This window comes from Pseudomonas sp. UF-293 (genome assembly GCF_058245595.1).
Genome location: NZ_JBSICA010000004.1, coordinates 1 through 13,862, shown reverse-complemented (window position 1 = coordinate 13,862; position 13,862 = coordinate 1). Strand labels below are relative to the sequence as shown.

Here is a 13,862-nt window from a genome sequence, read left to right as displayed (position 1 = left end):
ATTACACAGCCGCGTCTTCTATGTTTCAAGCAGGGAAAGAAAAAGGTGGAGAGTCGATCTGTAAGCCGGGTTCTGTCTTGAACAGTCATTCGTCTACGATGGCCATCACTGGACATCTTTAGCAACCTACCCGGTCCCAGCGCGGGCCACGCCTTGGGACCCTATTTGGTCTTGCTCCAAGTGGGGTTTACCTAGCCACGAACTGTTGCCAGACGTGCGGTGCGCTCTTACCGCACCTTTTCACCCTTACCGGCGCTTGCGCGCTTAGGCGGTTATTTTCTGTGGCACTTTCCGTAGGCTCACGCCTCCCAGGCATTACCTGGCACTTCGCCCTATGGAGCCCGGACTTTCCTCCCCCCCCTAATTTTCATAGAGGGCAGCGACTGTCCGATCGACTCTCCGCCGCGAAGGTTAACGGCAGAGCGCCGGAAGAACAAGCGCTAAAACCCTCCAGAGCGCCATGGGCGACGACTTACACGCCTTTCTGTTTATCCAGCGCTACCTGATACAGCACGTTTTTGCGCTCGCCGGTGATTTGCGCTGCCAGTGCAGCGGCGCGCTTGAGCGGCATCTCTTCAAGCAAGAGATCAAGGATACGCATGGCTTCGCTGCTGACCGCGTCTTCCGACTCCGGCGCGGTCCAGCCGGCCACCAGCACCACGCATTCGCCGCGCTGCTGATTGCTGTCGGACTCGACGAACGCACGTAGCTCGCTGAGCGGCAGGCCTTTGAGGGTTTCGAAGGTTTTGGTGATTTCCCGCGCCAGCAGAGCCTGACGCTCGCCGCCAAACACCGCTTCCATATCCTGCAGGCATTCGAGAATGCGATGCGGCGCCTCATAGAAAATCAGTGTGCGCGGCTCTTCTTTAACCGCCTCCAGACGTGCCTTGCGCCCGACCGACTTGGCTGGCAGGAAACCTTCGAAGATAAAACGGTCGGACGGCAATCCCGCCGCCGACAGCGCCGCGATCAACGCGCAGGCACCCGGCACCGGCACCACGTTGATGCCGGCCGCACGGGCCTGACGCACCAGGTGATAGCCCGGATCGGAGATCAGCGGCGTGCCGGCATCGGAAATCAGCGCCACGTTGTCGCCCGCCAGCAACCGGGTAATAAAGCGGCTACCCTCATCTCGTTCGTTGTGTTCGTGACAGGCCGCCAATGGCGTGCCGATGCCGAAGTGCTGCATCAACCGCGCGGAGTGCCGCGTGTCTTCCGCCGCAATCAACGCCACTTCACGCAGGATCTTCAGGGCCCGGGCGCTGATGTCGTCCAGGTTGCCGATGGGCGTCGCCACCACATAAAGCGAGCCCGCAGCGGAATTCAAAGGACCTGGAGCAGTCAAAGCGCACACCTCGTGATCGGTAAAAGCGGCCATTGTAGCGCGTCACGAGGCTTGCGATGCGCTCCAGCCGCGTGCGGTTTTTAGCCAGGTTGTGCGCCGCCGCAACATTTGCTCCAGCTAAATTGACCGATTCACACCAGTAACATCGCGCCCCGGCCAGTGCTTGGGTACAATTCCACGCTAATTTGATCGAGTATCAGGAACACTTACATGATCGCTTGCCTGCGGCTGTTCACTGCCTTCTGCCTCGCTGCCTTGTTGGCCGCGTGTGCCAGCTCCCCTTCCTCCAGCCTTGGCGAACTTCCACGGACTCCGGACGCCAGCATCGAGCAACTGCTCGAACAGGCCGCCCAGGCTAAAACTCCGGAACAAGCCGCCCTACTGCGCCTGAGCGCGGCGGACCAGGCTTACCGTCAAGGCAATGCCGGCCAGTCCGCGCAAATCCTGCAACAAGTGCCGGTGGAGCAACTTAAACCCGGCCAGCAGATTTTCGCCAACACGCTGTCCGCCGAACTGGCCATGACGCGCAATCAGCCGAAAGCTGCGCTGACCGCCCTGAGCCACCCAAGCTTCCAGAAGCTCGGTGAAATGCCGCAAGAGCAGCAAGTACGCACCGGCACCGTCCACGCCCGTGCTCTCGAAGCCGACGGCCAGACATTGGCCGCTGCCCGCGAGCGTGTGTTCATCGCACCGATGCTCGAAGGCGAAGCGGCGAGCAAGAACCACGAAGCGATCTGGACCCTGATCGCTTCGCTGCCAACCGATCAACTGCAACCGAACACCACCGACGATCTCGGCGGCTGGATGGCATTGGCGCAAGCGGTGAAAACCGCCGGCACGCTGGAGCAGCAGCAAGCCGCGATCGACAACTGGCGCGCGCAGAATCCAAAGCACCCGGCGGCTGTCAACCTGCCGCTGCCACTGACCAAGCTCAAGGAACTGGCCAGCCAGCCCCTGAGCAAAATCGCCCTGCTGCTGCCACAGGACGGCCAGTTGGCGTCGGTCGGCAAAGCGCTGCGTGAAGGCTTCATGGCGGCGCACTATCAAGCGCAACAGGCCGGGCAGAACCCACCTGCCATCGAGTTCTACGACAGCTCCAAGCTGACCTCGATGGACGAGTTCTATCGCAAGGCTCAGGCTGACGGTGTGCAACTGGTAGTCGGCCCACTGGAAAAACCACTGGTCAAGCAACTGAGCACTCGCCCGCAACTGCCGATCACCACCCTGGCGCTGAACTACAGCGAAGGCGAACAAGGCCCGGCACAGCTGTTCCAGTTCGGCCTCGCTGCTGAAGACGAAGCTCGCGAAGTTTCCCGTCGCGCACGTGCCGACGGCCTGCATCGCGCCGCGATCATGGTGCCGAAGGGTGAATGGGGCGATCGCGTCCTGCGCGCCTTCAGCCAGGACTGGCAAGCCAATGGCGGCAGCATCGTCGCTACCGAACGTGTCGATCAGCCGGTGCAACTGGCCCAGCAGATCGCCGACATGTTCCAGCTGCGTCAGAGCGAAGCCCGCGCCAAGAGCCTGCAGAATGTTGCCGGCACTAATGTCGCCGCCCAGCCTTCGCGTCGTCAGGACATCGAATTCATTTTCCTCGCCGCTACGCCGCAACAGGCTCAGCAGATCAAGCCGACCCTGAATTTCCAGTACGCCGGTGACGTGCCGGTCTACGCGACTTCCCACGTGTACAGCGCCAGCGGCGACGTCAATCAGTACAACGACATGAACGGCATTCGCTTCTGCGAAACCCCATGGCTGCTGGAAACCAGCGATCCGCTGCGCCAGCAAGTGGCTGCGCAATGGCCGCAAGCCAATGGCAGCCTCGGCCGCCTGTACGCCATGGGCGCCGATGCCTATCGCCTGGCACCGCGCCTGGGTCAACTCAAGGCTCTGCCGGACAGCCGCATCGAAGGTCAATCGGGCAGCCTCGGCATGACCCAGACCCAGCGCGTTGTGCGTCAGCTGCCCTGGGCGCAGTTCGTCAGCGGTCAGGTGCAGCGTCTGCCGGACACGCCGCGCTGATGCCCGACAGGTCACGCTCGCAAAGCGGCAAGGATGCCGAGCACCAGGCGCTCGAACATCTGCAACAACAAGGTCTGCGCCTGCTGGCGCAGAACTGGTTATGCAAACGCGGCGAGCTTGATCTGGTCATGCTTGATGGCGATACAGTAGTATTCGTCGAAGTTCGCTACAGAAAAAACACTCAATGGGGTGGCGCGCTCGCCAGTATCGACGAGCGCAAGCAGCAGAAACTGATCTTTGCAGCACAGTATTTTCTTCAGCGCGAGTCGCGTTGGGCCAATTCCCCCTGCCGCTTCGATGTGGTGGCGATCGACAGCCACCCGAATCAGCTGAACTGGTTGCAGAATGCTTTCGACAGTTGATCGCCTGCACCCTGCCCTGTTTTCGTCCGACACATTTTGCTCTTTGCTTTGCCGGCTGCACATTCACGTGCCGAACAGCCGCGCCACTTAAGGTCACACAGATGGACATGCAATCCCGAATTCGCCAGCTTTTCCAGGCCAGTATCGACACCAAGCAACAGGCGATGGACGTACTTGCACCGCACATCGAGCAAGCCAGCCAGATCATGGTCAACGCCCTGCTCAACGAAGGCAAAATGCTCTCGTGCGGCAACGGTGGCTCGGCCGGCGACGCCCAGCATTTTTCCTCGGAACTGCTCAACCGCTTCGAGCGCGAGCGTCCGAGCCTGCCGGCGATTGCGCTGACCACCGACACTTCGACGATCACTTCGATCGCCAACGACTACAGCTACAACGAAGTGTTCTCCAAGCAGATCCGCGCGCTCGGCCAGCCGGGCGATGTGTTGCTGGCGATTTCGACCAGCGGCAACTCGGCCAACATTATTCAAGCGATCCAGGCCGCACATGATCGCGAAATGATTGTCGTAGCTTTGACCGGACGCGATGGCGGCGGCATGGCGTCGCTGCTGCTGCCCGAGGACGTCGAGATTCGCGTCCCGGCCAACGTTACGGCACGTATTCAGGAAGTCCACTTGCTGGCGATCCATTGCCTTTGCGATCTGATCGACAGCCAACTGTTCGGGAGTGAAGAATGACCCCTAATCGCCTTGGCCTTCTGGCCTTGACCCTGTGCCTCGGCATCAGCGGCTGCACCTCGGTGGTGAATGCCAGCCGTGAAGCGCCGATCGAAGACGACCGTGGCACGCGCACCTTCGGCAGCAAGATCGACGACTCGCTGATCGAAACCAAAGCAGGCGTGAACATCGCCAAGGCCGATCCGGCCCTGGATAACGATTCCCACATCGTCATCACCAGCTTCAACGGTGTCGTCCTGCTCGCCGGCCAGACACCACGCGAAGACCTCAAGGCCAAGGCCGAACAGGCCGCCGCCAACGTGCAGCGGGTGAAGAAAGTGCACAACGAACTGCAAGTGCTGCAACCGTCCTCCCTGCTTGCTCGCCAGAACGACGCATGGCTGACCACCAAGATCAAGACCCAGATGCTCACCGACGCCAGCATCCCCGGCTCGCGTATCAAGGTCGTGACCGAGAACGGCATCGTCTATCTGCTGGGCCTGCTGACCAAACAGGAAGCCACTCAGGCAACCAATCTGGTTCAGGGTGTGTCCGGTGTGCAGAAGATCGTGAAGCTGTTCGAATACATCGACTGACCTGATTACGCATGAGTTGTGTAGGAGCTGACGAGTGCAACGAGGCTGCGATCTTTTGATCTTGCTTTTAAAAATCAAAAGATCGCAGCCTCCGGCAGCTCCTACACGACCAATGCAGGCACAAAAAAGGCGATCCATCCGGATCGCCTTTTTTTATTTCACAACCTTCAAACTCGGCCGGCCACTCGGGCGTGGTGGCTCGCTGCCCGGTGGCGGCGAGTCGTCATCCGGATCGATGTCTTCCTCGTCATCCATCGGCAACTCAAGGTCAAACACCATGCCTTGGCCGTTCTCCCGAGCATAGATGCCCAGGATCGCGCTGATCGGCACGTAGAGACTGTGCGGAACACCGCCGAAGCGGCCTTCGAACGTCACCACGTCGTTGTCCATGTGCAGATGACGCACAGCACTCGGCGAGATGTTAAGGACGATCTGGCCGTCACTGGCAAAGCCCTGTGGCACCTGCACCGCCGGGTACTCGGAGTTGACCAGCATGTGCGGTGTGCAATCGTTATCCACAATCCACTCGTAGAGCGCGCGGACCAGATAAGGTCGACTGGAGTTCATAGCGGCTCCTTAAGCCTTAGCGCATATCGCGTTCGACACCAGACAGACTCGCCTGGAAAGCCTCACGCGCAAACTGACGCTCCATATAATCAAGCAGCGGCTTGGCCGGCCGCGGCAGTTCAATACCCAGAATCGGCAAACGCCAGAGTATGGGTAATAGGCAGCAATCCACCAGACTTTGTTCCTCACTGAGGAAGAACGGCTTGTCGGCGAACAGCGGCGAAACGCCGGTCAGGCTTTCGCGCAATTCCTTGCGCGCCACGACCCGTGCGGCCTCTTTGCTCTTGGGATCCAGAATCAGATCCACCAGCCCGCACCAGTCACGCTGAATCCTGTGGATCAGCAGACGGCTGTTGGCCCGCGCCACCGGATAAACCGGCATCAGCGGCGGGTGCGGGTAACGCTCATCCAGATACTCCATCACCACGGTCGACTCCCACAACGCCAGGTCACGATCGACCAGCGTCGGCAGACTGCCGTAAGGGTTCACCTCAATCAGTTTAGGCGGCTGACGACCGGCCTCCACGTAAATGATTTCGGCGCTGACACCCTTCTCTGCAAGCACGATGCGCACTCGGTGGGAATAGTGGTCGGCGGGGTCGGAGTAACAGGCCAACCGATTGGTCACGCCCATGGCGATCCTCCTCGCTTGTTGAATTTGTCGGAACCGGAAAAACGCGCGCGCCCAGAGGGCACCTCCCGCAGGGTCTGACTGAGCAGATCCTGCTTTAGCGGAGGCGCCCTTGGGCGCGCGCGATTAACAGCAATGCTTGAAGCGTATCAGTGCACGTCTTTCCAGTATTCACGCTTGAGCAGGTAGGCGAACACAAAGAAGAACGCCAGGTACAGCAAGACATAAGTACCGATGCGCTGATGTTGCAGCTTAACCGGGTTAGCCGAGTAAGCCAGGAAGGTTACCAGATTCTTGACCTTCTCATCGAACTGCTCTTCGTTCAGAGCACCGGACTTCGGCACGATGGTCAACTGATCACACGCTTCATGGGTCAGCGGCGTGCCGGTCAGCGGATCGTATTGCTTCTTCCCGTCCTCGACGATCTGCACCTGTTTGCAGCCCACGACCTGACGACCTTGCAGGCCGACCAGCACGTTAGGCATGCCGACGTTCGGGAAGACCTTGTTGTTCACGCCCCATGGACGCGCCGGATCTTCGTAGAACGACTTCAGGTAACCGTAGAGCCAGCCGGTGCCGCGCACCCGCGCTACCAGCGTGAGATCCGGCGGCGCTGCGCCGAACCAGGTCTTGGCGTCGGCCGGCTGCATGCCGATGTTCATGTGGTCGCCAATCTTGGCACCGGTGAATACCAGCTTCTCCAGCATCAGTTCGTGCGGGATGCCGAGGTCATCGGCGACGCGCTCGTAACGCTGGAACTTGGCACTGTGGCAACCCATGCAATAGTTGGCAAAGGTCCGCGCACCATCCTGCAGGGCGGCTTTGTCGGAGACGTCGATATCGACACTTTCCAGTTCCGGACCATGACCCCCGGCCGCAAAAGACAGGGAAGGCAGCGCAGCAAAAATCAGAGCAAGAAATAACTTTTTCATCAGCCAGTCACCCTTTCCGGAACCGGTTTGGTCTTCTCGAGCCGGGTGTAGAACGGCATCAGAATGAAGTAGGCGAAATACAGGAAGGTGCAGACCTGCGACAACAACGTGCGCCCCGGCGTCGGCGCCAGAACGCCGAGGATGCCGAGAATCACGAAGGAAATGCAGAACACCACCAGCCAGATTTTGCTCAACCAGCCCTTGTAGCGCATCGATTTCACCGGACTGCGATCCAGCCATGGCAGCACGAACAGCACCGCAATCGCCGCGCCCATGGCGATGACGCCCATGAGCTTGTCCGGGATCGCACGCAGGATTGCGTAGAACGGAGTGAAGTACCAGACCGGGGCAATGTGCTCAGGCGTCTTGAACGGGTTGGCCGGCTCGAAGTTAGGTTTTTCGAGGAAGTAACCGCCCATTTCCGGGAAGAAGAACACAATAAAGCAGAAGATGAACAGGAACACTACAACACCGACAATGTCCTTCACCGTGTAGTACGGGTGGAACGCGATGCCGTCCAGCGGGATGCCGTTTTCATCTTTGTGCTTCTTGATATCGACGCCGTCAGGGTTGTTCGAACCCACTTCGTGCAGCGCCAGAATGTGCAGCACGACCAGACCGAGAATCACGATCGGCAGTGCGACCACGTGCAAGGCGAAGAAGCGGTTGAGGGTGATTCCGGAGATAAGGTAGTCACCACGAATCCACTGGGTCAGGTCATCGCCGATCAGCGGAATCGCACCGAACAGCGAGATGATCACCTGGGCCCCCCAGTACGACATCTGCCCCCACGGCAGCAGGTAACCCATGAACGCTTCGGCCATCAGCGCCAAATAGATCAGCATGCCGAACACCCAGACCAGCTCGCGCGGTTTCTGGTACGACCCATAAAGCAGGCCGCGGAACATGTGCAGATAAACGACGATGAAAAACGCCGAAGCACCGGTCGAGTGCAGCAGACGCAGGATCGAACCGTACTCGACGTCGCGCATGATGTATTCGACGGAAGCAAAGGCTTCTTCTGCCGACGGCGTGTAGCTCATCGTCAGCCAGACGCCGGTGACGATCTGGTTGACCAGCACCAGCAGCGCCAGAGAGCCAAAGAAATAGAAGAAGTTGAAGTTTTTTGGTGCGTAATATTTGCTGAGATGGTCTTCCCACATTTTGGTCGCGGGAAAGCGCGCATCAACCCAATCCATGAACTTGCTCATCACGCTTTCTCCGTATCGACGCCAATGACAATCAGGTCATCGGTCTCATAGGAATGCGGGGGAACTGGCAGGTTCAAAGGCGCAGGTTGCGACTTGTAGACACGGCCAGCCAGATCGTAGTGGGAACCGTGGCACGGGCAGAAATAGCCGCCTACCCAGTCTTTGCCCAGATCCGCGGGTGCCACTTCGGGACGGAAGGTCGGTGAGCAACCCAGGTGCGTACAGATCCCGATCAGCAGCAGAATTTCCGGCTTGATCGAGCGCACTTCCGGGTCGACATAAGTGGGTTGCGTGGAGTTTTTGGAGGTCGGATCGGAGAGCTGACCCTCGATCTTCTTGAGATTCCCCAGGATTTCCTCGGTACGGCGGACAATGAACACCGGCTGGCCGCGCCATTCAGCAATCATTTGCTGGCCTGGCTCGATTTTGCTGACATTCACTTTCACCGGTGCACCGGCAGCTTTCGCCTTGGCACTGGGAAACCATGACCCCACGAACGGGACCGCAGCCCCCACCGCTCCTGCAGCACCCACCACGGATGTGGCTGCCACCAAGAAGCGACGCCGGCCTGCATTCACGCCGTCATTGCTCATTCAGTCCTCTCCCATCAGCTTTTTTGGCCTGTTAAATCAGGCGTCTACTAAATAAATCAAATGTTACTTATAAAAATTTTGCCCGAATGGTAATGAAAACCCCCAATTCTGACAAGGTTAATTACCCGGGGCTCAACCCCTCAAGCCCTTGGAGTATAGGGGGTCTACGGCTGTGGCAAGTTGTCACAACGCAATTCTTTGATAAATCGCAGGCATAAAAAAACGCCCGCTTCCGTGAGGAGGCGGGCGTTCTTTTTGAACGCGGAAGCGGAATTAACGCTTCGAGTACTGCGGACGCTTACGCGCTTTACGCAGACCAACTTTCTTACGTTCAACTTCACGGGCGTCGCGGGTAACGAAGCCAGCTTTGCGCAGAGCGCTACGCAGGGTTTCGTCGTAGTCCATCAGAGCGCGAGTGATGCCGTGGCGGATTGCGCCAGCCTGACCACTTACACCACCGCCGATCACGGTGACGTAGATGTCGAACTTCTCGACAGTCTCGGTCAGCTCCAGCGGCTGACGAACTACCATGCGGGCAGTTTCGCGGCCGAAGAAGTTATCCAGCGAACGGTTGTTGATGGAGATGTTACCAGTACCCGGACGCAGGAAAACGCGTGCGGTTGCGGTCTTGCGACGGCCAGTGCCGTAATTTTGAGTCGCCGACATAATGAACTATTCCGTTAAATCTTCAGTTCTTGGGGCTGCTGAGCAGTATGAGGGTGTGCAGCGCCCGCATAGACTTTCAGCTTACGGTACATGTCGCGACCCAGTGGGTTTTTAGGCAGCATGCCTTTAACCGCGGTCTCGATCACGCGCTCAGGGGCTTTGGCGATCAGCTTTTCAAAGTTGATCGACTTGATGCCGCCCGGGAAACCGGAGTGGGAGTAGTACATTTTGTCAGTGGTTTTAGCGCCGGTAACACGGATCTGCTCGGCGTTGATGACGACGATGTAGTCCCCGGTGTCAACGTGAGGAGTGTACTCAGGCTTGTGCTTGCCACGCAGACGGCTCGCGATTTCGGTGGCCAGACGACCCAGGGTCTGACCAGCAGCGTCGACGACAAACCAGTCGCGCTTTACTGTTTCCGGTTTAGCAGTAAAAGTTTTCATTCTTTATAGCCTCAGGGGCCGCCTGTAAATAAGACGGCGGATCTTACTGAATAGTGCGTACTTTGACAAGTCAAAGGCAGCCGGATACAGACGCTTTCGGGGGCTCGGGTCGGCGCGTCCGTTCAACGGCAAGATTCTTCGGCGGCGGCGCATCACTTCCACTGCAGAAAGAGGTCGGCAATTATGCAGATTGCGAAAAATTTTTCAACCTGCTTTTATGATTGTTTTGCCCAAGGAGCACCCGATGGACTATCGCCAGCTAGGCCGTACCGACCTGAACGTGAGTGCAATCTGCCTCGGCACCATGACCTGGGGCGAGCAAAACACTGAAGCTGAAGCCTTCGCCCAGATCGAGCGAGCCAAAGAGGCGGGCATCAATTTCCTCGACACCGCCGAAATGTATCCGGTGCCACCAAAAGCCGAAACCTACGCCACCACCGAGCGCTACATCGGCAATTACTTCAAGAGCCGCGGCGATCGCGCCGACTGGATCCTCGCCAGCAAGATCGCCGGCCCCGGCAACACCATCGACTACATCCGCGATAAAAACCTGCGCCATAACCGCCAGCACATCACCGAAGCGCTGGACGGCAGCCTCAAGCGTCTGCAGACCGATTACATCGACCTGTACCAGCTGCACTGGCCGGAGCGCAGCACCAACTTTTTCGGACAACTGGGCTACAAGCACAAGATCGAAGCGAATCTGACGCCGCTCGAAGACACCCTCGAAGCTCTCGACGAACAGGTAAAGGCCGGCAAGATCCGCCACATTGGCCTGTCCAACGAGACGCCGTGGGGCACCATGCGCTTTCTCGCTCTGGCCGAAGCCCGTGGCTGGCCGCGTGCGGTGTCGATCCAGAACCCGTACAACCTGCTCAACCGCAGCTTCGAAGTCGGCTTGGCCGAGATCGCCATCCGCGAACAGTGCGGCTTGCTCGCCTATTCGCCGCTGGCGTTCGGCTTCCTCTCCGGCAAGTACGAGGGCGGCGCCCGTCCAGCGAAAGGTCGCCTGAGCCTCTACAGCCGCTTCAGCCGCTACTTCAACCCGCAATCGGAAGCTGCGTGCAGCCGTTACGTTGCACTGGCCCGTGAACACGGTCTGGATCCGGCACAAATGGCCCTGGCCTTCGTGACCCAGCAACCGTTCGTCACCAGCAACATCATCGGCGCGACGACGCTTGAGCAACTGGACAGCAACATTGCCAGTTTTGATCTGAAACTGTCCGATGAAGTGCTGGCCGGGATCGAGGCGATTCACAAGGATCATCCGAATCCGGCGCCTTGATTGACCGCTAGAAGCTTCGCGAGCAGGCTCGCTCCCACAGGTACGGTGATCCCCTGGGGGAGCGAGCCTGCTCGCGAAGAGGCCTGTCAGATTACCTCAACAGCGGAACGCGGAGCGTCCCCGGCGGCATTCCCACGCAGAGCGTGGGAACGATCATCAAAGCGACCGCGCAATAATCTCCTTCATGATTTCATTGGTGCCGGCATAGATCCGCTGCACCCGCGCATCCGCCCACGCACGGGCCACCGGATATTCCCACATGAAGCCGTAGCCACCATGCAGTTGCACGCATTCGTCGAGCACTTTGCATTGCAGGTCGGTCCCCCAATACTTGGCCATCGCCGCCGTCGGCACATCGAGTTTGCCTTGCAGGTGCAGCTCCAGGCAGCGGTCAACGAAGACCCGACCGATCTGGATCTCGGTAGCCATTTCAGCCAGTTTGAAGCGGGTGTTCTGGAAGTCGGCAATCGCCTTGCCGAACGCCTTGCGATCGCGGGTGTAATCCAGCGTCCATCGCAGCGCCGCCTCGGCCGAAGCCAGCCCGCCAATGGCCACGGTCAGACGTTCCTGCGGTAACTCCTGCATCAGATAGGCAAACCCGGCACCCGCCTGTCCGAGAAGGTTTTCCTTCGGCACGCGCACGTCCTGGAAGAACAATTCGGAGGTGTCCTGCGCTTTCATGCCGACCTTCTCCAGGCGCTTGCCTTTCTCGAAGCCCGGCGTATTCGCTTCCACCAGAAACAGGCTGGTGCCCTTGGCCCCGGCCTTCGGGTCGGTCTTGGCCACCACGATCACCAGATCAGCCAGAAAGCCATTGGTGATGAAGGTTTTCGAGCCATTGATCACATATTCGTCACCGTCGAGCACCGCCGTGGTTTTCACCCCTTGCAGGTCGGAACCGGCGCCAGGCTCGGTCATGGCAATTGCCGTGACCATTTCGCCCGAGACCAGTTTCGGCAGGTATTTGTGCTTCAGCGCCTCGCTGCCGTAATGCAGGATGTACGGCGCGACGATGTCCGAGTGCAGCGAAAAGCCGATGCCGGTAAGGCCCAGACGCCCGACTTCTTCAATCACCACCGTGCTGTAGAGGAAATCCGCGCCCAGCCCGCCATACTCTTCCGGCAGGTGCGAGCACAGCATCCCCGCCTCCCCCGCCTTGTTCCACAGCGCGCGATCGATGTGCCCCTGCTTCTCCCACTGCGCGTGATACGGCACGGCCTCTTTTTCGAGGAACGTTCGCACGCTGTCGCGGAACAATTCGTGTTCGGAGCTGAACAGGGTTCTGGGGATCATGCGGCACCTTTCTTTGTTGTTGGAGGTATTCGGCTCTCAGAGACTAAGCCCGACTCCTGCTACGGGACACTGGACACATCCGACAAAAAATAAGACGATCCAGCCGTCTGGTGACCACTTTCCCTTATAAAAACAAAACAAAAGTTGAATTATGTCTAAGCACGTCTCCCCGCCCTTGCGGCGCGTCAGCATCCTGGCCATCGACCGGGTTTTCGCTTACACCCTCATGCAGGCCAAGGATTTTTTCCATGTGGCCAGCCTGCGTTACGGCAAACAGCTGGGCCATGGCCTGACGCCGGCGTTCGAAACGCGTCTGGTCAGCCCCGATGGCAAACCGGTAAAAAGCTTCAGCGACGTGGTCATGCCGGTCGACGGCGGCCTGGAAAACGCCGATGTGATCATCCTCCCGGCGTTCTGGGACGATTTCGACACGCTGTGCAGCCGTTACCCGCAAATCCTGCCGTGGCTGCGCGAACAGCATGCTCGCGGCGCGGTGTTATGCGGCGAAGCCACTGGAGTGTTCTGGCTGGCCGAAGCCGGCCTGCTCAACGGCAAGGAAGCGACCACCTACTGGCGCTTCTTCAATGCCTTCGCCGAGCGCTTTCCCAAGGTCTACCTCAATCAGGACAAGCACCTGACCGATGCCGACAATCTCTACTGCGCCGGTGGCACGACCTCGGCCTGCGACTTGTACATCTATCTGATCGAGCGCTTCTGCGGCTCGAATGTGGCGCAAGCCGTGGCCCGCGACATCCTCTACGAAGTGCAGCGCAGCTATTCGCCGGGGCGTATCGGTTTCGGCGGGCAAAAGCTGCACCAGGACGTCATCATCCTGCAGATTCAGCACTGGCTCGAAGAACATTTCGCCGACAAGTTCCGCTTCGAAGACGTCGCCCGCGAGCACGGCATGAGCATCCGCAACTTCATGCGTCGCTTCCAGACCGCTACCGGCGACAAACCACTGCACTACTTGCAGCGCCTACGCATCGAGACGGCCAAGGGTTTGCTTTCGGGCACGCGCAAGAGCATCAAGACCATCAGTTATGAGGTCGGTTACGACGATGCGAGCTTCTTCGCGCGGTTGTTTCGCCAGCACACCGAACTGTCGCCGAACCAGTATCGGCAACAGTTTCAGCAGGCTGCATAGTTCTCAAAGCACGCGGAGATCCCTTGTGGGAGCGGGCTTGCTCGCGAATGCGGTGCATCAGTCGCCGTTATGCTGAATGACGCACCGCTTTCGCG

Annotated in this window: 15 protein-coding genes and 1 other RNA gene; 6 read left to right on the top strand and 10 right to left on the bottom strand. The window is 59.0% G+C overall.

Translation table 11 applies throughout. The annotated features are described in order from the left end of the window. Positions 1-45: 45 nt before the first annotated feature. Positions 46-399: RNase P RNA component class A (gene rnpB / locus AC4IHP_RS06560), an RNA gene on the bottom strand. A 73-nt stretch (positions 400-472) separates the two neighbouring features. Further along, on the bottom strand, positions 473-1,378 hold the full coding sequence (gene rsmI / locus AC4IHP_RS06555) for a 16S rRNA (cytidine(1402)-2'-O)-methyltransferase (protein ID WP_016773267.1): 906 nt from the start codon (positions 1,376-1,378) through the stop codon (positions 473-475). 177 nt (positions 1,379-1,555) lie between these two features. Here rsmI and AC4IHP_RS06550 point away from each other — a divergent pair, with 177 nt between their 5' ends. The 4 genes from AC4IHP_RS06550 to AC4IHP_RS06535 all read left to right on the top strand — a co-directional run bounded on the left by AC4IHP_RS06550 (position 1,556) and on the right by AC4IHP_RS06535 (position 4,999). After that, positions 1,556-3,367 (top strand): penicillin-binding protein activator, encoded by a 1,812-nt coding sequence (locus tag AC4IHP_RS06550; protein WP_122752292.1) that lies wholly within the window; start codon positions 1,556-1,558, stop codon positions 3,365-3,367. Then, complete coding sequence (locus AC4IHP_RS06545; RefSeq protein ID WP_076564075.1) at positions 3,367-3,729, top strand: YraN family protein; 363 nt, start codon at positions 3,367-3,369, stop codon at positions 3,727-3,729. The genes AC4IHP_RS06550 and AC4IHP_RS06545 overlap by 1 nt, the downstream gene beginning before the upstream one ends. Positions 3,730-3,830: 101 nt before the next feature. Continuing rightward, positions 3,831-4,424, top strand: a complete 594-nt coding sequence (locus tag AC4IHP_RS06540; RefSeq protein ID WP_008082788.1) for a phosphoheptose isomerase — start codon at positions 3,831-3,833, stop codon at positions 4,422-4,424. Next, positions 4,421-4,999: a BON domain-containing protein gene (locus tag AC4IHP_RS06535; protein WP_024014250.1), complete on the top strand. Its 579-nt coding sequence runs from the start codon at positions 4,421-4,423 to the stop codon at positions 4,997-4,999. Before AC4IHP_RS06540 ends, AC4IHP_RS06535 begins: the two co-directional genes overlap by 4 nt. Positions 5,000-5,152: 153 nt before the next feature. Here AC4IHP_RS06535 and AC4IHP_RS06530 read toward each other — a convergent pair whose 3' ends face one another. The 7 genes from AC4IHP_RS06530 to rplM all read right to left on the bottom strand — a co-directional run bounded on the left by AC4IHP_RS06530 (position 5,153) and on the right by rplM (position 10,042). Next, on the bottom strand, positions 5,153-5,566 hold the full coding sequence (locus AC4IHP_RS06530) for a ClpXP protease specificity-enhancing factor (protein ID WP_016773263.1): 414 nt from the start codon (positions 5,564-5,566) through the stop codon (positions 5,153-5,155). 16 nt (positions 5,567-5,582) lie between these two features. Next, positions 5,583-6,200 (bottom strand): glutathione S-transferase N-terminal domain-containing protein, encoded by a 618-nt coding sequence (locus tag AC4IHP_RS06525; RefSeq protein WP_007961620.1) that lies wholly within the window; start codon positions 6,198-6,200, stop codon positions 5,583-5,585. Between the two features lie 146 nt (positions 6,201-6,346). Next, positions 6,347-7,129, bottom strand: a complete 783-nt coding sequence (locus AC4IHP_RS06520) for a cytochrome c1 (protein ID WP_490831240.1) — start codon at positions 7,127-7,129, stop codon at positions 6,347-6,349. Beyond that, positions 7,129-8,340 (bottom strand): cytochrome b, encoded by a 1,212-nt coding sequence (locus AC4IHP_RS06515; RefSeq protein WP_490831239.1) that lies wholly within the window; start codon positions 8,338-8,340, stop codon positions 7,129-7,131. The genes AC4IHP_RS06520 and AC4IHP_RS06515 overlap by 1 nt, the downstream gene beginning before the upstream one ends. Continuing rightward, on the bottom strand, positions 8,340-8,933 hold the full coding sequence (gene petA / locus AC4IHP_RS06510) for a ubiquinol-cytochrome c reductase iron-sulfur subunit (RefSeq protein WP_007917031.1): 594 nt from the start codon (positions 8,931-8,933) through the stop codon (positions 8,340-8,342). Before petA ends, AC4IHP_RS06515 begins: the two co-directional genes overlap by 1 nt. Before the next feature lie 273 nt (positions 8,934-9,206). Further along, complete coding sequence (rpsI, locus tag AC4IHP_RS06505) at positions 9,207-9,599, bottom strand: 30S ribosomal protein S9 (protein WP_003228056.1); 393 nt, start codon at positions 9,597-9,599, stop codon at positions 9,207-9,209. Between the two features lie 14 nt (positions 9,600-9,613). Next, the gene (rplM, locus tag AC4IHP_RS06500) at positions 9,614-10,042 is read right to left on the bottom strand and encodes a 50S ribosomal protein L13 (RefSeq protein WP_003228062.1); all 429 of its coding nucleotides are present in this window, start codon (positions 10,040-10,042) and stop codon (positions 9,614-9,616) included. Between the two features lie 244 nt (positions 10,043-10,286). Here rplM and AC4IHP_RS06495 point away from each other — a divergent pair, with 244 nt between their 5' ends. Beyond that, entirely contained in the window at positions 10,287-11,327 is a 1,041-nt protein-coding gene (locus AC4IHP_RS06495; protein WP_056790225.1) for an NADP(H)-dependent aldo-keto reductase, read from the top strand. A gap of 156 nt (positions 11,328-11,483) precedes the next feature. On the opposite strand, the gene AC4IHP_RS06490 is transcribed toward AC4IHP_RS06495, so the two are convergent. Next, positions 11,484-12,620, bottom strand: a complete 1,137-nt coding sequence (locus AC4IHP_RS06490) for an acyl-CoA dehydrogenase family protein (RefSeq protein ID WP_490831238.1) — start codon at positions 12,618-12,620, stop codon at positions 11,484-11,486. 250 nt (positions 12,621-12,870) lie between these two features. Here AC4IHP_RS06490 and AC4IHP_RS06485 point away from each other — a divergent pair, with 250 nt between their 5' ends. Beyond that, positions 12,871-13,767, top strand: coding sequence for a GlxA family transcriptional regulator (locus tag AC4IHP_RS06485; protein WP_165839204.1), 897 nt, complete (start codon positions 12,871-12,873; stop codon positions 13,765-13,767). Positions 13,768-13,862: the final 95 nt, after the last annotated feature.

Coding starts and splice junctions, on each gene's coding strand:
- AC4IHP_RS06515 (WP_490831239.1), bottom strand. CDS start 8,340: ATGAGCAAGTTCATGGATTGGGTTGATGCGCGCTTTCCCGCGACCAAA.
- petA (WP_007917031.1), bottom strand. CDS start 8,933: ATGAGCAATGACGGCGTGAATGCAGGCCGGCGTCGCTTCTTGGTGGCA.
- AC4IHP_RS06520 (WP_490831240.1), bottom strand. CDS start 7,129: ATGAAAAAGTTATTTCTTGCTCTGATTTTTGCTGCGCTGCCTTCCCTG.
- AC4IHP_RS06550 (WP_122752292.1), top strand. CDS start 1,556: ATGATCGCTTGCCTGCGGCTGTTCACTGCCTTCTGCCTCGCTGCCTTG.
- AC4IHP_RS06525 (WP_007961620.1), bottom strand. CDS start 6,200: ATGGGCGTGACCAATCGGTTGGCCTGTTACTCCGACCCCGCCGACCAC.
- AC4IHP_RS06545 (WP_076564075.1), top strand. CDS start 3,367: ATGCCCGACAGGTCACGCTCGCAAAGCGGCAAGGATGCCGAGCACCAG.
- AC4IHP_RS06490 (WP_490831238.1), bottom strand. CDS start 12,620: ATGATCCCCAGAACCCTGTTCAGCTCCGAACACGAATTGTTCCGCGAC.
- AC4IHP_RS06535 (WP_024014250.1), top strand. CDS start 4,421: ATGACCCCTAATCGCCTTGGCCTTCTGGCCTTGACCCTGTGCCTCGGC.
- rplM (WP_003228062.1), bottom strand. CDS start 10,042: ATGAAAACTTTTACTGCTAAACCGGAAACAGTAAAGCGCGACTGGTTT.
- AC4IHP_RS06540 (WP_008082788.1), top strand. CDS start 3,831: ATGGACATGCAATCCCGAATTCGCCAGCTTTTCCAGGCCAGTATCGAC.
- AC4IHP_RS06530 (WP_016773263.1), bottom strand. CDS start 5,566: ATGAACTCCAGTCGACCTTATCTGGTCCGCGCGCTCTACGAGTGGATT.
- rpsI (WP_003228056.1), bottom strand. CDS start 9,599: ATGTCGGCGACTCAAAATTACGGCACTGGCCGTCGCAAGACCGCAACC.
- rsmI (WP_016773267.1), bottom strand. CDS start 1,378: ATGGCCGCTTTTACCGATCACGAGGTGTGCGCTTTGACTGCTCCAGGT.
- AC4IHP_RS06495 (WP_056790225.1), top strand. CDS start 10,287: ATGGACTATCGCCAGCTAGGCCGTACCGACCTGAACGTGAGTGCAATC.